General features: G+C 62.1%; 20 protein-coding genes and 1 tRNA gene. 15 read left to right on the top strand and 6 right to left on the bottom strand.

Annotated features, from left to right (window positions below; translation table 11 throughout):
* Positions 1-15: 15 nt before the first annotated feature.
* The 5 genes from HZR20_RS04695 to HZR20_RS04715 form a co-directional block, all read right to left on the bottom strand.
* The gene (locus HZR20_RS04695) at positions 16-2,265 is read right to left on the bottom strand and encodes an amino acid permease (RefSeq protein WP_181685442.1); all 2,250 of its coding nucleotides are present in this window, start codon (positions 2,263-2,265) and stop codon (positions 16-18) included.
* Positions 2,262-2,702, bottom strand: a complete 441-nt coding sequence (locus HZR20_RS04700; protein ID WP_181685443.1) for a universal stress protein — start codon at positions 2,700-2,702, stop codon at positions 2,262-2,264. Before HZR20_RS04700 ends, HZR20_RS04695 begins: the two co-directional genes overlap by 4 nt.
* A 73-nt stretch (positions 2,703-2,775) precedes the next feature.
* Positions 2,776-5,139: an amino acid permease gene (locus tag HZR20_RS14705; protein ID WP_181685444.1), complete on the bottom strand. Its 2,364-nt coding sequence runs from the start codon at positions 5,137-5,139 to the stop codon at positions 2,776-2,778.
* Entirely contained in the window at positions 5,136-5,582 is a 447-nt protein-coding gene (locus HZR20_RS04710) for a universal stress protein (protein WP_181685445.1), read from the bottom strand. The genes HZR20_RS14705 and HZR20_RS04710 overlap by 4 nt, the downstream gene beginning before the upstream one ends.
* Positions 5,579-5,920: a hypothetical protein gene (locus tag HZR20_RS04715; protein WP_181685446.1), complete on the bottom strand. Its 342-nt coding sequence runs from the start codon at positions 5,918-5,920 to the stop codon at positions 5,579-5,581. The genes HZR20_RS04710 and HZR20_RS04715 overlap by 4 nt, the downstream gene beginning before the upstream one ends.
* Before the next feature lie 218 nt (positions 5,921-6,138).
* Between HZR20_RS04715 and HZR20_RS04720 the strand changes: the two genes are divergently transcribed.
* The 5 genes from HZR20_RS04720 (at position 6,139) to hemH (ending at position 11,326) form a co-directional block, all read left to right on the top strand.
* On the top strand, positions 6,139-6,882 hold the full coding sequence (locus tag HZR20_RS04720) for an Lrp/AsnC family transcriptional regulator (RefSeq protein WP_181685447.1): 744 nt from the start codon (positions 6,139-6,141) through the stop codon (positions 6,880-6,882).
* An 89-nt stretch (positions 6,883-6,971) separates the two neighbouring features.
* Positions 6,972-8,318, top strand: a complete 1,347-nt coding sequence (gene trkA, locus HZR20_RS04725) for a Trk system potassium transporter TrkA (RefSeq protein ID WP_181685448.1) — start codon at positions 6,972-6,974, stop codon at positions 8,316-8,318.
* Complete coding sequence (locus tag HZR20_RS04730) at positions 8,315-9,844, top strand: TrkH family potassium uptake protein (protein WP_181685449.1); 1,530 nt, start codon at positions 8,315-8,317, stop codon at positions 9,842-9,844. Before trkA ends, HZR20_RS04730 begins: the two co-directional genes overlap by 4 nt.
* 46 nt (positions 9,845-9,890) lie before the next feature.
* On the top strand, positions 9,891-10,073 hold the full coding sequence (locus HZR20_RS04735) for an AbrB/MazE/SpoVT family DNA-binding domain-containing protein (RefSeq protein ID WP_258560357.1): 183 nt from the start codon (positions 9,891-9,893) through the stop codon (positions 10,071-10,073).
* Positions 10,074-10,279: 206 nt separating this feature from the next.
* The gene (gene hemH, locus HZR20_RS04740) at positions 10,280-11,326 is read left to right on the top strand and encodes a ferrochelatase (protein ID WP_181685450.1); all 1,047 of its coding nucleotides are present in this window, start codon (positions 10,280-10,282) and stop codon (positions 11,324-11,326) included.
* Here hemH and hemE read toward each other — a convergent pair whose 3' ends face one another.
* A complete protein-coding gene (hemE, locus tag HZR20_RS04745) occupies positions 11,327-12,334 on the bottom strand; it encodes a uroporphyrinogen decarboxylase (protein ID WP_181685451.1) in 1,008 nt (335 codons plus the stop codon).
* A gap of 136 nt (positions 12,335-12,470) precedes the next feature.
* Between hemE and HZR20_RS04750 the strand changes: the two genes are divergently transcribed.
* The 10 genes from HZR20_RS04750 (at position 12,471) to HZR20_RS04795 (ending at position 22,266) form a co-directional block, all read left to right on the top strand.
* Positions 12,471-12,731, top strand: a complete 261-nt coding sequence (locus HZR20_RS04750) for a hypothetical protein (protein ID WP_181685452.1) — start codon at positions 12,471-12,473, stop codon at positions 12,729-12,731.
* Positions 12,703-12,855 (top strand): hypothetical protein, encoded by a 153-nt coding sequence (locus tag HZR20_RS04755; RefSeq protein WP_181685453.1) that lies wholly within the window; start codon positions 12,703-12,705, stop codon positions 12,853-12,855. The genes HZR20_RS04750 and HZR20_RS04755 overlap by 29 nt, the downstream gene beginning before the upstream one ends.
* 74 nt (positions 12,856-12,929) lie before the next feature.
* Positions 12,930-13,577 carry an adenylate kinase gene (locus HZR20_RS04760; protein WP_181685454.1) on the top strand — a complete coding sequence of 216 codons (648 nt, stop codon included), beginning with the start codon at positions 12,930-12,932 and terminating at the stop codon, positions 13,575-13,577.
* A 108-nt stretch (positions 13,578-13,685) separates the two neighbouring features.
* Positions 13,686-14,558, top strand: a complete 873-nt coding sequence (locus HZR20_RS04765) for a DUF106 domain-containing protein (RefSeq protein WP_181685455.1) — start codon at positions 13,686-13,688, stop codon at positions 14,556-14,558.
* A 73-nt stretch (positions 14,559-14,631) separates the two neighbouring features.
* Entirely contained in the window at positions 14,632-15,210 is a 579-nt protein-coding gene (gene cmk / locus HZR20_RS04770; protein WP_181685456.1) for a (d)CMP kinase, read from the top strand.
* Positions 15,210-16,094, top strand: a complete 885-nt coding sequence (locus tag HZR20_RS04775) for an RNA-guided pseudouridylation complex pseudouridine synthase subunit Cbf5 (RefSeq protein WP_181685457.1) — start codon at positions 15,210-15,212, stop codon at positions 16,092-16,094. Before cmk ends, HZR20_RS04775 begins: the two co-directional genes overlap by 1 nt.
* Before the next feature lie 52 nt (positions 16,095-16,146).
* A tRNA-Pro gene (locus tag HZR20_RS04780) sits at positions 16,147-16,217 on the top strand.
* A gap of 274 nt (positions 16,218-16,491) precedes the next feature.
* Positions 16,492-16,824 (top strand): hypothetical protein, encoded by a 333-nt coding sequence (locus tag HZR20_RS04785; protein ID WP_181685458.1) that lies wholly within the window; start codon positions 16,492-16,494, stop codon positions 16,822-16,824.
* 1,073 nt (positions 16,825-17,897) lie between these two features.
* Entirely contained in the window at positions 17,898-19,736 is a 1,839-nt protein-coding gene (locus tag HZR20_RS04790; RefSeq protein WP_181685459.1) for a hypothetical protein, read from the top strand.
* A gap of 1,450 nt (positions 19,737-21,186) precedes the next feature.
* The gene (locus HZR20_RS04795) at positions 21,187-22,266 is read left to right on the top strand and encodes a hypothetical protein (RefSeq protein WP_181685460.1); all 1,080 of its coding nucleotides are present in this window, start codon (positions 21,187-21,189) and stop codon (positions 22,264-22,266) included.
* The last annotated feature ends 21 nt before the right edge of the window (positions 22,267-22,287 follow it).

A 22,287-nucleotide genomic window follows, 5' to 3' on the forward strand; every position in this document is an offset into this window, starting at 1 on the left:
TGAGGGCCGTGGGGGCTAGTCGCCGCCGAACAGCCGTTCGAACAGCGATCTCGATCGCTTCTGTTCGGCCAGGAGCACCGAACAATCGACGTCCTCGGCGATATCGATCACGACTGAGCCCCGGACGAGCCGTTCGAGAAGGCCGCGTTCGGTCGCGCCGACGATCACCATCGTCGCGTCCGTTGCGGCGCTCTCGATGGCCGTCTCGACGTCGCCGGTTTCGATCCGGAGTGTCGCGTCACTGAGACCCTGGCTTTCGGCCCACTCTTCGAGGAATGCCTCGCCTTCGGCGTGGTCGTCGGCGACGTGCAGCAGCGTCACCTCGCTGTCGTACTCGGCCTGCAGGAGTTTGGCCGTCGCAGCGCTCAGTTCGGAGTCGGGGCCGCCGGCAGTCGGGACGACCACTCGCGAGGGATCGAATCCACGATCGCGGAGCACCAGCACGTCGCAGGGAAGGTCCTGGGTCACTTCGTCGAAAGCGCCTTCGATCCGGCCGGGTGCGCCGTGGGAGTCTACGCCCCAGCCCATCACAACCAGATCGGCGTCGTGGTCGGCGGCGGCGTCGAAGATCTCCTCGAAGGACTCGTGGGAGATGATCGTATGGGTCTCGACCGGGACGCCCTCGGTCTCGGCGTCTTCGCGGGCGGACTCGAGCAGTGACTGGCTTTCTGCGTCGAGGGTTTCGATGTGCTCGGCGCCGTACTCGAGGGGGGTCTGATCCGGCACGGTGACGATGTGGACGACATCGACCGACCCTCCGCGTTGGCGGGCGATCGCGCTCGCCAGCGAGATCAGATGGCTCTCGTGTTCGGGCTTTGCCAGCGGGACCATCACCCTGTACTCGCCGCCGTCGGGCTGGGCGGTCCGGGCCGCTGACACCGCCGGTTTTGGGAGTTGCTCCGACCGATCGAGGACGTACTGTGACAGAATTCCGTGCTTCGTCGCGCGTGTTCGAGCGTACGCCAGGTACCAGACAACGCCAAACGCGACGAACGCGGCGGCCAGCACGATCTCGATCGGTTTCATGAACGCGATGAGTCCGAACGACGTCACAGCCCCCAGGATCGGCACCACTGGATACCACGGTACCCTGAATTCGGGGTCGTATTCCGGCGTATCGGCCTCGCGCATGACGATCAGCGCGATATTGAGAAGTCCATAGACGATCAGGTGGAGAACGCTCCCGGCTTTGGCGAGTACCTTGACGTTGCCGATGAGGATGAACGCGACGATGAACCCGCCGGTCACGGCGATCGAGCGGTACGGCGTCGCAAAGCGATCGTGGACGTCGTTGAGCCAGGCGGAGATCAACTTGTCCCGCCCCATCGCGAAGTTGATCCGCGAGGACGCCAGGATCGACGCGTTCGCCGAGGAGGCCGTCGCCAGGAGCCCGGCGAACGTCAGCGTGCCGACCCCGAGTGCGCCGATCCCGACGGCACCGAACGCGACCTCGGCCACGTCGAGGACCGGTCTGTCGGTGACGGCCGGGCCGAGCTGTTCCCAGTTGACCACGCCCATCAGCATCACCATGATGATGGCGTACATCACCGTCACGATGGCGACACTGCCGATGATCGCCAGCGGGAGGTTTCTCCCCGGATTCTTGATCTCTTCGGCGACCGTCGTGATCTTCGCGAACCCGAGAAACGAGACGAAGACGAGCGCTGTCCCCGGCAGGATCGAGCCGGTCCCTTTCGGGAAAAACGGCTGGAGCGTCGACAGATCGGCCTGGAGAAACCCCAGTACAGAGAAGACAGTCAGGATACTCACGAGTAGGATGACGATAATATTCTGGAGTCGCCCCGTCTCTTTGGCCCCGACGTAGTTGACGAGGACGAACGCAACACCGGCCAGCAGCGCACCGATCTGGATCTGCGTGAGAACGAACGACCCGACTGTGATGGTCGGGAGCGGGACGAACGTCGAGAGATAGTCACCGAACCCCAGCGTGTAGAACGCACTGGCGAAGGCCAGTCCCATCCAGTTGCCCATGCCGGCGATCGAACCGAACAGCGGGCCCAGCGCGTGATTGACGTAGAAATAACTCCCACCTGCTTTCGGCATCGCCGTGCCCAGTTCCGAAGCGGACATCGCCGTGAACATCGAGATGATCCCGCCAGCGACGAACGACAGCGCCACGGCGGGACCAGCCTTGGCTGCCGCTTGACCGGGTAACACGAAAATCCCCGCCCCGATCATCGTCCCGACGCCGATGGTCAGCGCCGCCAGCGGCCCGAGGTCTTTGGCGAGTTCTTCCTCGCTCATGTCTCACCGGGGTCTTTCGGGAGTGTGATGACGGGTCGATCCGCTTGTGAGACTAGCTTCAGCGTGGTGTCACCGGAGAGAAACTGGATGAGTCTGTTGCCACCGCGCGTCTGGAAGGCGATCGCACTCGCGTCGATCTCCTCGGCCGCCTCGAAGATGGCCTCGACCACGTCCCGCCGGTAGGCGGTGTGGTCCTCGGCCTCCGGAAACACCTCCCGGACGGCGTCGTAGGCCGCGGCGGCGGTCGCCTCGGACTGCTCGACGGGCGTCTTATCGGGGACGCCCTCGCCCTTCTCGACGACGTGCATGACCGTCACGCCGTCAGGATCGTAGGGTGCAAGCGCCCGTGCCGTCGCCAGTGCATCGTCCTCGCTGGCGACCGGCAACAGGACGTGTGCAAGTAGCGACCGCTCGCCTGGATCGTGCTCAACGCTCATAGCCGGTTTCTTCCGGGCCCCGGAATAAAGGGGTTCGGTGTCTGACCGGTATCGGAATCGAAGCCCCGTTCTCTCAGCTCTCCAGCCGGCGCGCGATCGCTTCCCCGATCGACAGTGGCGATTCTTCCGGGCCACGCGCGACGGCGACCGTCCGGTCGGTCTCAGCGGCAACTCGCTCGGGCAGCGAGCCAAACATTGCCTGGGCAAGCGCACTCGATCGCGTCGCACCCACGCAGATCGTTTCGTACTCTCCAGCGATCGACAACAACGTCTCCTTGACGTCCTCGTCGACGACGACCCGCGTCTCGTCCGGGTCGTCGATCCCGGCCTGCTCGATCACGGCCTCGACGAGTTCCTCGCCCCGCTCGGTCGCCGTGGACTCCTCGCCATCGCCCGGCGGCTGGACGTTGCACACCGTCACCGTCCCGTCGGTTGCGGCCGCGTACTCCGTGCCGCGGCGGGCGGCGACCGGCGCGTACGGTCCCTCGCCGGCCAGGACCAGGACGTCGCCGCCGGCCCGCTCGCCGCGCTTGACGAGCGTCACGTCACAGGACGCCCGGCTGACGATCGGATCGACGGTCGAGCCGAGGACGTGCTCGCGCCGGCCCCGGGGACCGGCCCAGCCGACGACCACCTGATCTGCGTCCTCTTCCGCGATCATATCGAGGACGACTGACCCGGCCTCCCGGCCGACGATCGCCCGCGTCCGCAGGCCCACGTCTAGGTCCGCGGCGATGTCGCGGGCGGCCTCAAGAAGCTCTTGTTGGCGCTCGACGCGTTCCTCCTCGAAGGTCAGATCCTGGGCCAGGGAGGTCTGGTCGGGCACCTCGATGACGTTGATGGCGACGATCTCGCTGTCCTCGTGAGTCCGAGCGCTGGCGGCCGCCAGGCGGAGCAGGTCGCGCTCGCTGGCGGGGTTGGCCAGCGGGACCACGACGCGGTAGGTCCCGTCGCCGTCCGCGGCGGTCGCCGGCGCCGGGGCGATTGCCTCCCCGACGAGCGTCTCTGAGGGCGCACGGTCTCGCGCGTAGAGGTAATACCAGGCGACGCCGAACGCGACCAGTACGATCCCGATCCCCCCGACGACCGTCAACTGGAACGGACTCGTCACACTCAGGCCGCCGACGGCGAGCGTGTACGGGACCATCCTCGTGGACATCTGGATCAACACGCCCACACAGGCCAGCCCCCCGAGAATCGGCACGACGGGGTACAGCACCGACGGAATTCGGAACGTCGGTTCGTAGGAGTCGGGGTTGGCTCGCCGCAGGACGACGACCGCGACGTGGACGAGGGCGTAGGTGACCAGGTACATGAAGCTCGCTACTTCCGCCAGGGTCCCGACACCGACGCCGATGCCGATCAACACCAGGGTGAGGATACCGGTGACGGAAATCGCGCGATACGGCGTCCGGAAGCGATCGTGTACTTCGTTGAGCCAGTCGATGAGAATTTCGTCCCGCCCCATCGCGAAATTCACCCGGGCGGCCGAGAGGATCGACGCGTTCGCACTCGAAACGGTCGCCAGGACGGCTCCGAGGATCATCACCGTCCCGCCGATGGCCGCGAGCAGCGACGATGGGACCGAGACGAACGGGATCGCGGACGCGAAGCCGGGGAGGATCTCCTCGGCGGCGAGTTTGACGGGCACTTCCGAGGCGGCCAGGACGTCAAGCGGAATCGTCCCGGTCGAGACGAACATGACGCCGACGTAGAGGATCGTCGGCGTGACGACCGACGCGATCATCGCCAGTGGCAGGTTCCGACTCGGGTTCTTGATCTCCTCGGCACTCGTGGCGATCACCTCGAAGCCGATGAACGTGACGTAGACGGTCCCGACGGTCGCCGCGACCGCCGGCCAGCCCTCGGGATTGAACTCCCCGATCGACGGGCCGCTGAGCAGGCCGAGCGTGAGAAAGCCCAGGATGAGTCCGACCAGTGTGATGACGATGACGTTCTGAAGACTGCCGGTCTCCTTGACGCCGTAGTAGTTGACGCCGGTCAGCAGCGCGGCCATCACCAGCGCCGCGACGGTCTTGCCGAGGCCGCTCATCGACGCGAGGAAATCGACGTGGGGCGTCAACAGGGGGAGGAGATACTGGCCGAACCCGAGCATGTAGAACGCGGAAGCGAAGGTCAGGCCGGCCCACATCCCCCAGCCGACGATACTCCCGAAAAAGGGCCCGAGCGCTCGATTGACGTAATAATAGCTGCCACCGGCTTTGGGCATCCCTGTAGCGAGTTCCGACAGCGAGAGGGCCGCCAGCAGCGAGACGACCCCGCCCAGTGCGAAGGAAATCATACTCGCCGGCCCGGCGGCCTTGGCAGCGATGCTCGGCAAGACAAAGATGCCCGCGCCGATCATCGTCCCGAGACCGATCGTGTAGGCCTCGAGAAAGCCAAGGTCACGGGCGAGTTCCTGGTCGGCCTCGCTCACGTGTCCTCACCCCTCGCGCCCTCAGACTCGTCTTCCTCACCGCCCGGAAGCGCGATCACGGGCCGGTCGGCTTCCGTGACCAGCCGAAGCGCCGTATCGCCCGAGAGCAGCTGGACGATCCGACTCCCGCCGCGGGGCTGGAAGGCGATGGCGGTGGCGTCGACGTCCGCGGCGACCGCGAGCACGCCGTCGACGACGTCCGCGGCGGCGACGGTCTCACTTCCCGCGTCCGGGATGACCGCCCTGAAGGCTTCGAGGGCGTCCTGGCCGTGTTCGCGGGCCTGCTCGGGCGAGAGGATGTCGATGGCGTCCGCCGTGTGTTCGATCACGTAGACGACCGTGACCTGGTCGAACTCGTACGCCTGGAGCGCCCTCGCGGTCCGCGTGGCGTCTGCCTCGTTTGCGACGGGGACGACGAGATGCTCCGTCAGCGAATCCGTCATCGATCCACTCCTCCATTGTCACGGACGTCGCCCAGCCGCGTCCAGTGCAACGACTCGGCCCCGTCGACATGTCGCTGCTGCATGACGTGAAAGAGCACCGGGTGGTCAGCCCCCCCGGGTGGGTACATGCGGACGAGTGCGTAGGTGCCGTGGGATTCGACATTGATTATCTCCCCGTCGGCCTCTGCTTCGATTCGGTCTGCCAGTGACGGATCGAGCGATTCGAGGCGGCGCGTGGCGTACGATCGAACCGCCCGGAGTCCGGCCGTGTCGAGTCCGTCGAGTTGCTCTCGAAGTTGCGCCGAGAGTTCCCGGTCGGACGCCGGATCGTCGGTCATACGCGACCTAGCCGCGTGACGCGATAAGTATCCACCGCAAATGTATCGATACAGCACCTCTCCGTCCATAAATTACCGGAACGGTTCCCAAATCTCTTCTGAGTCCGTGTCGGTGTCGATATTCGGCGGAATGCCGGCGCGATCGGCGATCGAATCAGCCGCGGAATGACGAAATCCCAAACGACGTTCATATTGGATTCCGGATTCAATCGCGACGCATGGCAATCGAAATCGATTCGGTGGACGAACAGATTCTGTATTTCCTGGCCGAGGAGGCACGACACACTTCGGCACCGGACATCACCGAGCACGTCGACGTCTCGGCGCCGACCGTGCGCAACCGGATCCGGCGTCTCGAAGAGGCAGGCGTCATTCAGGGGTATCACGCCAACATCGACTACGGACAGGTCGACGGCCGGCTCACCAACCACTACGTCTGTTCGACGGGCGACCGGGATCGGGAAGAGTTGGCCCGGCGGGCCCTGGAAGTCTCTGGCGTCATCAACGTCCGGGAGATCCTGTCAGGACAGGGCGACCTCCGGATCGAGGTAGTCGGCACGAACACTGATGACCTGACGCGCATCGCTCAGGATCTGAATTCGCTCGGCATCCGCGTCGAAGACGAGGATCTCGTTCACCGGGAGTACTTCAGGCCGTACGCGCCGTTCGGCCCTCGCGAGGCGGAACCAGTCTCACCTGTTACCGGTGTCGCCGGCCTGACGGGCGACGCGAACGTCGTCGAGTTGCTCGTCGAAGCTGACGCGCCGATCGTCGGCCGGACGCTCGCGGAGGCCAACGAGACGGGACTGCTGACCGCCGACCTTCTCGTCGTGCGGATCAACCGCGACGGCGAGTCGATCTCGCCGACGGGGGAGACGACCATCGAAGCGGGCGACTTCGTCACGGTCCACTCGCGATCGGGCGTCTCCGAGGAGACGCTGTCGGCGTTCAGAGGACAATGATCCGGTGATTCCGATGACGCGCCACGGTCAAAGGGAAAACACACTTCCGAGACGCGGAAATAGCTCGGGACAATGATGGAGGTGCGCGGATGCGCGTAATCGTCATCGGCGCGGGCGAGGTCGGCTCCAGTGTCGCGGCTAGCCTCTGTGACGAACACGAGGTCGTCGTCGTCGACGTCGACAGCGACCGCGTCGACGCCCTGACCTACGATCTGGACGTCCTGGCGATCGAGGGCGACGGGGCGGCGATCGAAACCCTCCGGGACGCCGGTCTGGAATCGGCCGAGCTACTCATCGCCGTGACCGACGACGACGAGACGAACATCGTCTCCTGTGGCACCGCCAAGACGATCGACGACGTCACGACGATCGCCAGAGTCCGCAACACCAAGTTCCTCGATACCTGGCAACACGCCGAGGGGGCACTCGGTGTTGACGTCATGGTCGGGACGAATCTGCTGACGGCCCGCAAGATCGCGAGTATCATCGGGCTGCCGGCCGCCCGTGACGTCGATAGCTTCGCCGACGGGACCATCCAGATGGCCGAGTTCGAACTCGCGGCCGACAGCCCGGTCGCCGGCCAGACCGTCGCCGAGGCCGACCGCTTCGCGGACCTCACCTTCGCCGCGGTGCTGTGTCCCGATGAGGACGGGGACTGCGAGGAGATCGTCATTCCCCGTGGCGACACAGTGCTCGAAGCCGGCCACGAGGTGATCGTCATCGGGACCGACGAGGCGGTGACGGCGTTCAGCCACGACGTCGCGCCCGACGACGACTACCACGACGTGTTGCTCGTCGGGGGCAGTTCGGTCGGCCACCAGACCGCCAGGCTGCTCGAAGAGCGCGGAATCAGAGCCAGGCTGATCGAGCGCGATCCCGAGCGGGCCCAGACACTCGCCGAATCGTTGCCAAAAACGACCGTCCTCCAGGCCGACGCCACCGACAGGGACTTTCTCGAACGCGAGCACATCGACGACGTCGACGTCGTCGTCACGACGCTGGAGTCCGACGAGCAGAACCTGCTTGCCGGCCTGCTCGCCAAACGCCTGGGGGCCGATCGGGCGATCGCCGTCGTCGAGGACCGCTCGTACGTCTCGCTGTTCGAGACCGTCGGGATCGACGTGGCGGTCCAGCCCCGCGAGGTGGCCGCCGAGGAGATTACGCGGTTCACCCGGGAGGAGCACACCGAGAACGTCGCCATCCTCGAGAGCGACCGGGCCGAGGTCATCGAGATCGAGATCGACGACGACAGCGTCTTCGCCGGCCGGCCGATCCGCGAGGCGGCCGGTGACCTACCCGACGGCGTCGTGGTCGGAGCAATCACCCGGGACGGGGAGTTCGTCCGGCCGCGCGGTGATACCGTCGTCGAGGTGGGCGATCACGTCGTCGTCTTCGTCGAAGCTGACGTGTTGACCGACACACTCGCCCAAATATGACCGGCTACGTTCGGGTCGACTGGCGGGCCAGCCTCTCGCTGACCGGGCGTGTCCTGTTGTACCTGGCGGTGCCGCTTTTCGTGCCCGTGGTCGCGGCACTGCGCTACGGGGAGGGGTGGACACCCTTCCTCGTCACCATCGCCGTGACGACGGTCGTCGGCTACGGCCTCTCCCAACTCGACGACGACCACGACCTGGGGGCCCGCGAGGGCTTTCTGATGGTCGCAGCGACCTGGCTCGCGGTGGCACTGGTCGGGACGATTCCCTATATTGTCGCCGGGTGGGGGACGGGATCGACGCTCGCGGACCCCGTCAACGCGCTGTTCGAGTCGATGAGTGGGTTCACCACGACCGGAGCGACAGTGATGGGTGACATCGGGGTCGAAAACCACTCCCACGCTCTTCTGCTGTGGCGACAACTGACCCAGTGGCTCGGCGGCATGGGGATCGTCGTCCTCGCGGTGGCGATCCTGCCCGAACTCTCGGTCGGTGGCGCGCAGTTGATGGACGCCGAAGCGCCCGGCCCCGGCATCGAGAAACTCACGCCACGGATCGCCGAGACGGCCCGCGTGCTATGGATCGCCTACTTCGCGTTTACGGTCGCCGAGATGGTCCTCCTGTACGGCCTCCATCTGGCCGGATTCGCGCCGGAGATGACGCTGTTCAACGCGATCTCCCACGGTCTGACGACGCTGCCGACGGGCGGGTTCTCGCCGGAAGCCTACTCGATCGAGGTCTTCTCGGCAGCTGTCCAGTGGGCGATCATCCCCTTCATGGTCGTCGCGGGGACGAACTTCGCGCTGTTCTGGGGTGTGTTGCGCGGTGATCCGCTTTCCCTGCTCAGAGACGAGGAATTCCGCTTTTACACTGGCGCGATGGCGACCCTGACGGCTGTCCTGACGGTTGTGCTGTTCGTCGGGCCGAGCCTGCCGGGGACCGGGCTCGCGGGCGTCGAGGAATCGCTTCGACACGGACTCTTTCAGGTAGTTTCGATCGTCACCACGACGGGGTATGCGAGTTTCGACTTCAACGGCTGGACGGCGACCGCCCAGTACCTCCTGCTCTTTGGGATGTTCCTCGGGGGCTCGGCGGGCTCGACCGGCGGGGCGATCAAGATGGTCCGCTGGCTGGTGATCGCCAAGTCGATCAAGCGGGAGCTGTTCACGACGGTCCACCCCGAGGCAGTCAAACCGGTTCGACTCGGGGGTCGGGCGCTCGATGAGAACTCCATCCGTGGTATTCACGCCTTCACACTGCTGTACATCGCGCTGTTTTTCATCAGCGTCGTCGTCCTGATGCTCGATGCTGGCCGGATCGGCATGCAACTGGAAGTCCTCGACGGTATGAGCGCCGTCGCCGCCACGATCGGCAACGTCGGGCCGGGCTTTGGCGTCGTCGGCCCGATGGAGAGCTACAAACTGTTCCCCGACACCTCGAAGCTCCTGATGGTCTTCTTGATGTGGATCGGCCGCCTGGAGATCTTCCCCGTGCTCGTCCTGCTGACGCGAGCGTACTGGCGATCGTGAAACGTGCGGGAATACTTTTGTCGTGAGGGACTAATTCCCAAATACGATGCCTCGGGTCACCAACGAGGGCCGGGTGACGATCCCGACGGAGATCCGCGAAACCCTCGGCATTGAACCGGGCAACGAGATTACCTTCGAGCGCACAGCGGGGGGGCTACGAGATTCAGAAACAAGCGCCGAAGACCGACACGGACGCCGACCCGTTCGGGGTGTATCGCGGTTTCGCTGACAGTGACGAGACGATGCTGGAACGAATGGGTCGTCTCCGTGGGGAGTCGTCTGGGGATCGACGCTGATAGCCTGATCACGTTCGACGATGGCTTCTACGGGTCGTACTTTCCCTCCCTGTCCGTGTCCCCGACTTGAGCTGATCGGTCGGACAGTCGCTTCGCTGGCAGGCAAACGTCTATTCCGATCCGGGCCCAACGGCAGGACATGTCGACTGCCATCCTGCTGTTGAACTTCGGCGAACCGGCCACGCCCGAACGCGAGGCTGTCGTCTCGTATCTCGAACGCATCTTCTTCAACAACCGCGAGATCGAGGGCGACACTACCGAGGCCGAGGCCCGCGAACGCTCCCGCGAGCTCGCCGAGCGCCGGGCCGGCCCACTCATCGAGGAGTACGAGGAGATCGGTGGCTCGCCACTGAACGGCCAGGCTCGCCAGCAGGCCGATGCACTGCAAAAGCGACTCCGCGAACGCGGCAGGGACATCGAGACCTACATCGGCATGCAGTTCACCGAGCCGTTCATCGGCGACGCCGTCGACGCCGCGATTGCGGACGGCCATGATCGAATCATCGGCCTGCCGATCTACCCGCTGTGTGGCCCCTCGACGACCGTTGACGCCCTTGAAGAGCTGCGGGAGGCTGCCAACGAACGCGACTTCGACGGCGACCTGCAGGAGCTCTCGGGCTGGCATCGCCATCCTGACTATCCACGACTGCGGGCCGATGCGATCGAGGCTTACGTCGACCGTGAGGGAGTCGACCTGCACGATCCCGACACGGCACTTGTCTTTTCGGCTCACGGGACGCCACAGCACTACCTCGACGAAGGGAGCCGATACGACATCTACGTCACCGAGTACGTCGAGACCGTCGCGGGCCTGCTGGACATCGATACCTACGAACTTGGCTACCAGAATCACGAGAACCGGGGCATCCCGTGGACCGAACCCGAGATCGAGGACGTCATCGAACGCGTCGAGGCCGAACGGGTCGTCGTCGACCCGATCAGCTTCATCCACGAACAAAGTGAGACGCTCTCGGAACTGGACGTCGAGTTGCGCGAGGAGGCCGAAGACGAGGGCCTGGAGTTCCACCGCGTGCCGATCCCCCACGATGACGAGCGCTTCGTCGGGGTCCTGGAGGACCTCGTCGAACCGTTTCTCGCTGACTTCGATCCGGCGGTCTATCAGTTCCGACAGTGTCAGTGCCGGGACGAACCGGGGACAATGTGTCTGAACGCGCCCTTCGAGTAGCTATCGCTCGATCGATTTGGCGGTTTCGACGAACGCTTCGACTCCCTCAACCGGGGTGTCCTTGTGGACACCGTGACCCAGATTGAGGATGTGCCCACGCGGGCCGGCCGCCTCGATCACATCTCGTGTCCGCTCACGGACCGTCGCCGGATCGGCAAAGAGGACCGAGGGATCGAGATTCCCCTGAACAGCACGATCGCCCAGTTGCTCGCGGGCGGCGCCTATCTCGACGGACCAGTCCAAGCCGACGACGTCAGCGTCAGTGGCCGCCAGTTGGTCAAGTCGGCCGCTCATGTTCCGCACGAAAGCGATCGTCGGGGCCTCAACCGCCGACAGGATCTCGCGGTGGAGCGGCTGGATAAACTCCTGGTAGTCTGCGGGCGGGAGCACGCTGGCGTACGTGTCGAATAGCTGGACGACGTCCGCACCATGCTCGACCTGGTAGTGGAGGAATTCCGTGACGGCGTCGGCGAAGATCGCAAGCAGGTCGCGGAAGGCGTCGGGATGTCGGGCGCGGAACTGCCGGACTGGATAATGATTCCGTGTTGGATGGCCGGCGACCGCATAGGCGGCAAGCGTGAAGGGGCCACCGGCAAAGCCGATAACCCCGGTTTCGTCGCCGACTCTCGTTTCGAGGCGGTCGAGCAAGGATCCGACGTAATCGAGTTCATCTGAGATGGACGCATAGGCGTTGGGTACGTCGGCCGGGTCGGCGACTGGCTCGCTAACGATCGGGCCTTTGCCGGGCTCGATGTGGTACTCGAAACCGAGTGGTTCGAGGATCGTCAGGATGTCCGAGAACATGACGACGCCGTCAGGCCGGTAGCGGTCCCAAGGTTGGAGTGTGATCTCGGCCGCGATCTCGGGGGTCGTCACGGCTTCGAGGAAGTCGTACTCCTCGCGAATGTCGCGGTACTCGGGGAGGTGTCGGCCTGCCTGGCGCATCAGCCACACCGGCGGTCGCTCCGTGCGCTCGCCCCGGGCCGCCCGCACGAGTAAATCACTCATTGCCGAGGATTGTACTCGAACGTGGTTAAGGAATTCCCATATGGATCTCCGGTGACCGATCCCTATCCACCTGAAGTCGCAGTGGAAACATTCTGAATGCGAAAATATATAATTATAAAACATATATAATTGGCTGATGGGCAGTTACAACATCGACGTGAACACGGCAAAGAATCGGATGACGCTTAGACTGGAGGGGCAACTCGATACGTCCGAGGTCGAAGCCGTGATCGATGCGATGGCTGATGGCGCACAAGACCTCGACGATGGATGGGGGTTGATAAACGATATCTCCGCGTTCAAGCCAGCGGCGGAGGATGCCGAAACGAGTCTCAAAGAGGGGGGCAACAGAGGCGGGCCGACTCGGTATGGATACCGTCGTCCGCGTTACCGGTGAGTCGATAACGGCCGAATTCCAGTGGGAGCGGATCGGCGACGAAGCGTCTTCCGAGGAAGGCTACGATGTCTTCGTGGCCGAATCTGTCGACGACGCCGCGGCGATGCTCGACGAACACCAGTGATCTAGCCGACTGATTACACTGAGCGTCAATCGGCAAACGTCACATAGTTAATCTCCGGTGGCGAACCCTTGCCCATGGGTCAGCCGAAAATTCTGCTGCTGGGACCACCGGGCGCTGGCAAAGGCACACAGAGTTCGAATCTCGTCGAAGCATTCGGTGTCGAGCACGTGACGACGGGGGATGCACTCCGATCGAACAAGGAGATGGACATCTCGGATCTCGGCCTGGAATACGATACGCCGGGCGAGTACATGGATCAAGGCGAACTCGTCCCCGACGAAGTGGTTAACGCCATTGTCGAGAAAGCCCTGACCAGCGCGGATGGGTTCGTTCTCGATGGCTATCCCCGGAATCTCGAGCAGGCCGAACAACTCGAATCGATGACTGACCTGGACGGTATCGTCTCCCTGTCGGTCTCCGAGGACGAACTCGTCGACCGACTGACCGGGCGACGGGTCTGTGACGAGTGCGGGGAGAACTACCACGTCGAGTTCGATCAACCCGAGAACGAGGGTGTCTGTGACGAGTGTGGTGGCGAGTTGATCCAGCGTGAGGACGACGAGGAGGACGCTGTCCGGAATCGCCTCGATGTCTTCGCCGAGAACACCGAGCCAGTCATCGAGTACTACAGCGACCGTGCGGATTTCGTCGATATCGACGGGGAACAGTCCTTGGATACGGTCTGGGAAGAGTTGCAGGCCGCCGTCGAAGACACCGTCTAATCGCGGAGTGGCACCGACGTTTCAGCTGGCACGGCGACGTGTTTCGTTGGCACAGGGTCGTCTGGAAACTACAACGTTGATTTACCTGCGTTCATTAGAGGGGGTACGATGGCACGGACAGGCGAGAAGATAGACCGTCTCGTCGCCGAGGACGGAAGCATGGAGGGGGCGATCGAGACGGTGCTGTCGACGGCCGACGAACAGGGCACCGTCTCGTGGGGCGACGTTAGCGACGACCTCTCGAGCGGCCAGTGGGGCCGACTAATCGAAACCGGCCTCCTGATCGACGCCGACGGCGATGGGTTCGTCGTCGACGATCCCGAAGGCGTCCAAGAGGCCCTAGAGGTCGCCGAACCCGAAGACGACGAAGAGAGTAGTTGGACGACTTGGGACAAACTCGCCGGCGTCGGCGCGGTATCACTCATCCTGGGCTACTCGATCCCGTCGATCAAGAACACCGTCGGGACGACTCTGGATACTGTGCTGGGCCCGGTCGAGTCGATGTTGCCCTTCTACATGGTCATCCTCGTCCTGGCGACGCTGACTGGACTCTGGTCGGCACTCCTCCAGGACAATCTCATGGACATGAGCGGAATGGGCCAACACCAAGAGAAGATGGAGCAGCTCAAGGAGCGCCGCGAGCGTGCCAAAGAGCGGGGCGACGACGAGGAACTCGATCGTATCCAGCAAGAGCAAATGGAGATGATGAGCGACCAGATGGGCATGTTCAAACAGCAGATCCGCCCGATGGTCTGGATCATGCTCTTTACGATCCCCATCTTCCTGTGGCTGTACTGGCGGACCGGAAACCTGGATATGAACGGCGTGGCGATCGTCATGCCGCTGTTTGGTGAGATTGCCAACTGGAATGCCGGGACGCTTGGCCCGTGGCCGGCCTGGCTATTCTGGTATTTCGTCTGCTCGCTGTCTTTCAGCCAGATCGTCCGCAAGGCGTTGAACGTCCAGACGACGCCCACCTGATCGGGCCGTTCGATCGTTCTCCGGGTGAACTGCGAGACGCACTGCTTTTTACCGCGCCGTTCGCAGGTAGCATATGTTGATCACCGTCTCCGGCCCTGCCGGCAGCGGCAAGAGTACGCTCGCCGAGAGTCTCGCTGACGCCTTAGATTATGACCACGTCAGCGGCGGCGACATTTTTCGCTCTCTCGCCGAGGAACGGGAGATGACGCCTCTGGAGTTGAACAAACAGGCCGAGGACGACGAGACTATCGACCTGGATCTGGATCGACGATTGCGGACGACTGCCCAGGATCGTGACGATCTCGTCCTGGAATCCCGGCTGGCCGGCTGGATGGCCGGCGATCACGCCGACCTGAAACTCTGGCTGGACGCGCCACTCGGCGTCCGGGCCGACCGGATCTCCCAGCGCGAGAACAAACCGATCGAACAGGCTAAAACCGAGACAAAAGAGCGTGGCGAGAGCGAAGCCCAGCGATATCGCGAGTACTACGGGATTGATATCGGCGATCTTTCGATCTACGATCTGGTGATCAACACCGCTCGCTGGGGCCCGCAGGGCGTATTGAGCGTTGTCTTGCACGCCGTCGAGTCCTACGAAGCCAACGGGGACGAGGGGAAAGCGCCGATCGACGATCTCGACTACGATTTCTAATGAGTCTCCGTGGCCCCCCTGAAGAGCGCTCGCCCACCGCCCTGCTCGAGTTCGGGGTGGTCAACCTCGATAAGCCCCCCGGCCCCTCGGCCCATCAGATCGCCGCCTGGGTGCGTGACCTGGCCGGGCTCGACCGAGCGGCTCACGCCGGCACGCTCGATCCGAAGGTGACTGGTTGTCTGCCGATGTTGCTTGGCGATGCCACGCGAATCGCACAGGTCTTCGACGACAGCATCAAAGAATACGTTGCCGTCCTGGAGTTACACGACCGCGTCCGTCAAGCCGACGTAGAGCAGGTTGCCGCTGCGTTCGAAGGCGAGATCTATCAGAAGCCGCCCAAGAAAAGCGCCGTCGTCCGCCAGTTGCGCACCCGGGAGATTTTCGATCTGGATGTTCTCGAGACCGATGACCGACAGGCACTGCTCCGAGTGCGTTGTGAGAGCGGGACCTACATCCGGAAACTGTGTCACGACATGGGGCTCGCGCTGGGGACCGGCGCGCACATGGGCGATCTCCGGCGGGTCGGGACCGACCCCTTCGACGACAGCGACCTGGTGACGCTCCATGACTTCACCGACGCGCTTTCGTGGTGGCGCGAAGACGACGATCCCGAGCCACTGCGGGAGGTCGTCCAGCCAGCCGAGCGAGCATTGGTCGATCTCCCCTCGGTGACGATTGCTGAGAGTGCTGCGGAATCGGTCGCAGAGGGGGCACCCGTCTACGCGCCGGGTGTCATCGACGCCAAGGACGGGCTCGATCCCGCCGCTGCACCGCTCGTTGCCTGTTACACCCCCAACGGAGCCGCGGTCTGTCTCGGGCGGATCGTCGGGGATCCGGCAGCCGAGGAGGGGACAGTTGTTGACCTCGAACGGGTATTGGTCTGATCCGACGACGAAACGAAGGCCTTAACTCTGGCTCAGTCATTCTTCGAATCGCGGGACCGTAGGGTAGCGGTATCCTCGGCGCATGGGGTGCGTCGGACCCGAGTTCGAATCTCGGCGGCCCCACTCAAACTTTTGACAGGTCCACACACCTGCACGTTTAGGTGTGCGAACCGACAATTTCCTGAGAAAATTAGTCTGGAATTAAGCCGGTCTTTAAGTGCCGACAATCACCCCGACCTCACAGTTCGTCGTCTGAATCATCTGATCGAGGTGCTACGTCGTCAGCGGTGGCCCTATCCACCGTGTGAGTTCGTTCGTGCCTCGCGTCTCGTCGACTACGGCGCTAAAGATTCGGATGTTCGTCGAGCCGTTGAGGCAGTTGAGGACGGTGATCGAGATGTCTAAGTCGGCGAGAGCGCCGGCTATCTCGACGACCGGCCTCGGATACCACTTCGCTCGTGACGAGTCTGGTGGTCGTTACGATACTGTTTACGTTCATCAGTTGTGTGCGATTGCTGGCGGTGCTGACCCGCATCGTGTGTTTGCAGATCAAACCGACGTGCATCACCTTCCTCTCTCGGAATGGCTCGATCTCGACGAGCACGTTCCACCGTCGCCGATCGAGGTCGGTGATATCTCCCTCCCGGCGATCGACACACCGGATTCAGTCGAAGTACGAAACCAGTGGGAACACCGTTCACAGAATCTCCGAGGTGTCAGCGATGACTGAGACGGTCCTACTCGTGGAACTTGTTCCCGATCTCGTAGACCTGTACGCTCAGGTCCGTGAAGCGTCTCACTCGCGTCCGGTTCGGACGCTTCGACGGGATGAGTTTGTTCGACAAGTGAAGTTTGCTCAGCAGTCTTCTCGACCGAACGAGGCCACTGCTCGGCTTGTTGAGGACGGTGGTGCGCGATGAGCCGATTCGCCGGTTTCGATGAAGCTGCTCGCTTCGCTGATCCTTCGATTTCGCGGCCGTCGGCGTGCCGTCATCAGGAGATAGCCAGAACGGACCTGATGACGCTCAAGAACGGGACAAGAACGTTCTACTGTCCCGACTGTAGCCGTCTAGTGTACCTCCAGGCGATTCCCGAAGACGCGGCTGCTCCCGATCGAGGTGATGGCCGTGTCTGAACTGGAGTATTCCAGCGGCGAGGTTCCCGCTACTGACCCACATCGGTGCGAGGGCGTTGATGTTCCCGACGTTCCGGACAACATCGACTGGTCAGTGTATCGGTGGTATACCTGTCAGGCGTGTGGCTGGCCGTGCATCGAGAGAATAGATTCGGCTACTGCTCAGGTTGGTGTCTGTTGGTACTGTCTTCGTGAGGGTGATATCTAGCACCTCACCAACGTCACAAGCGAGGGCGAGGGAGAGCCGGCAGGCCCGGAAGCGCAGGCGACGCCGCGTAGCGGCGCCGACGAGCATCCCGGACCGGACCGCGAGGGCCAATCGCGGTCCGCACCGGCTCGACTGACTGGAAGCGCCCCCTCGCGGGGCGACCCGGAAGCCCGAGCGCACTCCCCGAACCCGGAGGGTGAGGGGACTTCTTCGCTGCGGTCGTGGAGAGAGGTCTCCCCGGCGTCGAGCCCTCGTGATCGAGGGATTCAGGACGACCACTCAACGTCCGGCTCGGTTGACTGATGATCGCCGGACCACAGGTGTGGTCCCCCGCCCGACCCACCCACCCTGTCAATCGTGGGTCCGACGGAGTGCCGGCCCCCTTTACGGGGGTCGGCAGTCCCGTCACGAGTAGCGCAGCCTCTCTCCAGTACACTCGCAGCTTTCTCACTGCGTTCCTATGAGTATCGTCGAGCCACCCGGACACCTGGGCGGTCTCGACCTTTCCAGATGTAACACTCCCGAGTTAGCGGACCTTCTTGACGAGCGCGATCTGCTCGGTTACGGCCCGCTGATCGACGGGACGCTCACCGAGCGTGACGAGCAACGAGTACGGATAGCGAAGTTCCTCGCGGAGCATCCCGAGGGAACGCCCCTGAAACACGTTGTCTCGTACGCGGTGAAAGGCGTCTCGCCGGAACAGTGCGAACGCGTCGAAGGCTCAGATGCAGACTATCAGTTTGCGTATAGGTTCGTGAACGATCTCGCCGAACCCGAGGAGCCGTACGTGCGAACATCGGAGCCGTCGGGCGTTCTGATGGTCACGCCCACCCTGCGGCTTCTTGACTTGATTACAGAAGGCATTACTCAAACGGCCAACTCCGACGATCTCCTGTACGACCGTGAGTTTCTGCGAAATAGACTTTCTCTGGTCGATTCAGTGGATAACCGGCTTCGGGACCTGCTCGTAGACGGTTTTACATCCTACCTGAATCGGATCGAGGACTACCGGCTGCTGTTCGACGTGCTGCTCGTCGACCGCAACGGCGGTGAGTCGACCCGCCGGATGACCAAGCGGTACAAGACACGTTTCAACGACAAGGGACGCATCTCTAAGCAGTTCGCCCGGTTCAATGATGCCCTGGAATACGGCTACGAACATGCCGAGAACGCCGTGCTGTGTACGCTGACGACCGACCCGAAACAACAAGACTCGCTGCTCGACGGAATCGAGTCGATAAACGAGAACTTCAACCGGTTGCTGTCGTACTTCGACAGTGACCCGTCGACGAAAGCCGACACCCGCAATGAGGGCACGGTCGGCTGGCGTCCCGAACTCGACGATGAGGTGACCGGGCGACCGCGCGAACGACCGGAGTACATCAAGGCGCTGGAGTTTACGGAGAAAGGCTATCCGCATCTTCACGTGCTGTTCTTCGACGTGCCGACCCGCGACGAGGACGGAATGCCGTGGCTGTGCGACAAACCGGAACTCTCCGCGAAGTGGGCCGACTACGGCCAGGCAAAGATCGTCGACACGTACCCGCTGGTCTACCGCGACGATCTCGACGAGCTGGAACCTGAGTTCCAGAGCGACGAGGGATTCGTCGACTGGTATCGCTTCGGCGACCACGACCACAGCGAGGAGTGGATTCGAAACCGGACCCAAGCGCACGAACTCATCGAGTTCGGCGACGACACCGATGAGATGGAATCGACAGCGGGCGCGTACCTCGGAAAGTATCTGAGCGTGACGTTCGGTTCGCTGCTCGACGCTACGGAATCGTTCGAAGAATCGAACGACCAGGAGCGTGACGCGTTCGCGGACAAAGCCGCGACGTGGAAACTCGCGCTGTACTGGGCGACAAACCGCCGGTTCTGGTCGTGTTCACGCGAGATTACCGAAGGCATCAAGCCGAACGAACACACCCGCGACCCGGACGTACGTGAGGCCGTCCGGTGGTGTTCTCTCGACTCGGTAAAGAACGCCTGCGAGACGCCGATTCGTGACGATCTCGCTCGGCGGCAATGGGACGATCTCGACGACTTGGAGGCCGCGATAGAACGTGCGATCAGTGAGGTTGAACAACCGGAAGTGCGGTCGACATTACCCGAGGAATCGTCACATCGGGCTGTGATCGACTACCTCGGTGCGTATGCTGTCTGGGACATGCCGAGCGGATCCGCTGGTCCACAGCCGCGTGATCTCGAAACTGTCGAATGCGAAACGCAGAATGATGGTGAACTATCGGTGGTGAATCGTGAAAATGATCCTCCGATTGTGGATGAGATGTGCTGATAGATTTATATCCGTTGGCTAACTACATCAGAAGTATAAGGTATATTTCGATGACAATACAACCAGTAACATTTGTTATAGTCACTACAGTATCAATGGCTGTTTTCGTCGTAGTTTATGGATCTCTACACCGTTTTGGTGATAGCAAAAGAACGAAAGAAGCCGGGATACGTGGATTGCGCTGGTTAGTTGCTGGTGGAGTGATCGCTAGTATAAATGATGGATTGCAAAGTAATTCTCCTTCGAGAGTGATGGCAGCTTGTGTTCTTGGTCTTTGTGGGTTTATAATATTAGAATATATAATAAATAGCACAGAAGATGAACTCATCGATGAGTGATACTAAGCGAGCGGGCCGACGGCGCGAAGCGCCGGAGGCAGTACTTGAAAGCCGCGCGCAGTGATCTCCGTATCCGGCAGCCGACGAGCGAAGGAAACAGCACGAAAGCCCGGCAGCCCGCGCAGGCTCAAGCACGAGGGACGAACGTAGGGAGAGCTGGTCGCGGCAGCCCGCGAGCGAAGCGAGCCGGCAGCCCCTACTTGCTCGACTGGAGAGCGAAGCGGTGAGGACTGACGTGCTCGAGCAAAGCCAGGCAGCCCGGACCGGCAAGCTGGACTGAGCGAAGAGGACCCGGAAGGCGGAGATCGTACGAGCACGGCGATCGAAGCGGAGCGACCATCGGGAGCGGAGAGTCGGAGCGAGCGATTCCGATACAAGATCTGCCGGCTCTTACTGAACACAATAAACTTTGGAGCTTTAGTAGAATCCAAAAACTAAGAATCAGGAAGATATGAGTCAGGAACTGTGAATACGGCAGTCCTTGATGTTCCAATACCAAACGACACAGTTCCTTCTGGAGTAAGTACCCTCAGTTTGAATCGTGGAGCAGGATATGGTCCGTGTTGTTGTATGGGAGATTTTAAATCTACAGTGATTGGACCAGCGAACTCTGGGGCCTCCCATATTTGATACGCTCGTTCAAGATCTCCACCTCCCTGTTCCCAAGCTAACTCATGAGAGGCGTGAGTTAAAGCAATTCGAGTATAGCTGCTGTGATCTTCAACGAGCGTGATTTTCGCAACGCCATTGTCATACATTTCAACCTTAGTAAAAAAAAAAACGAATTGTTGAAAGTAGCTGTCCTAACTAATTCCCCTGGTTGAGGTGGTCCAGTAAGATTTGATAACTCAGAACATCCTGTTAAACCAGCTAAAACACCAACTGATCCACTCATGAATGTCCTTCGATTGACGTCCATGTTCTCTAAAAGCCCGCCTGTACAATCAAATTACCTCTCCCCCGCCCGTTCTGCTAAAAAACATTCTGGGTTCGCTAGAACTACGATTTGAGATAAACAGCCAAATAATTGAATATAGTGCCCCAAAATCGGCTCCCCACAACTCCACCTAGTGACTACATTTTTGATAATCGGCGTGAAACCTGTGTCATTGATGCGAACGAACCGAGTGGCGTCGGTCCTCGCGTTCGCCGGTGTCGGGCTCGTTAGCTTTGCCGTGGTGAACTTTCTGACCCACGAGATCAACACGGCCCCGACTGCCCATATCGTGAGCAATCTAGTCGTCGCAGGCGGCGCGGGGGCCGGATTGCTGTACGTCGCCTACTGGCTCTCGGGGCAGTCGTTTTCCAGCGCCCGGAACAAGCGAATCCTGGCGTGGACAGGGCTGGGTGCCGGTACGTTACTGGGTGTGTTCCTCGTGGTGCAACCCATGGCCCAGGAGACCGTCACCGGGGAGGAGTTGTTACACATCGTCCAGGTGTCGCTCAGTGTCGGGGGCTTGCTCGGCGCGGCCATCGGCTCGTTTGAAGCCCGTGCCCTCACTCGTGCCGAGGAAGTGACGCGCGTCGAATCACAACTCGACGCACTCGAAGACGAACGGGAGCGATGGGCCGAACTCAACACCGTCTTTGGCCACTACGTGAACAATTCCGTGACAGTTATCAACTTCTGTCTGGCTGATCTCCAGGACCGCGTGACCGACGCGGAATCGCGCGAGCACATCGAGACGATCGCCGACCGCGTCGAGACGGTCGCGACGGTTGCCGAGCACGTCGATCGGCTCGGCCCCGCGGCCGCGTTCGATGACGTGCCGCCGGCTGCCGACCTGGCCAGCCTGAGCGAGCAGGCGAACCAGCTTGCCAAGATCGACGCGGATCTGTCGATCCAGATTCCCGCGGACGGGCCGACAGTTGTAGTCGGCGCCTCGGTCGCCCAAGACCTCGCGTTGCTATTCGAAGCCCTGGCCGACATGGGAGGGCCGGACGGACGGATCGAGTGCACGTTCGAGACACACCACAAGGACGTCCTGGCCCGATATACCGCTACGCCGGCCACGCTTCCAGCGGCGATCGCGGAGTCACTGTTCGAACCAGTCACACGAGAGAGTGGCCTCAAACTCTATTTCGCGGATCGATCAATCGATTCGTACGCGGATCTGAGCCTGGCCCGGAACGACGAGGGTGTAGTTGCTTTCGAGGTCCGATTCGAGTCGGCATCGCTGGCGGGCACCTGATCGAGTTCAACGGAGGGGCCA

It is taken from the genome of Halorhabdus salina (assembly GCF_013839425.1).
Taxonomy (GTDB): domain Archaea; phylum Halobacteriota; class Halobacteria; order Halobacteriales; family Haloarculaceae; genus Halorhabdus; species Halorhabdus salina.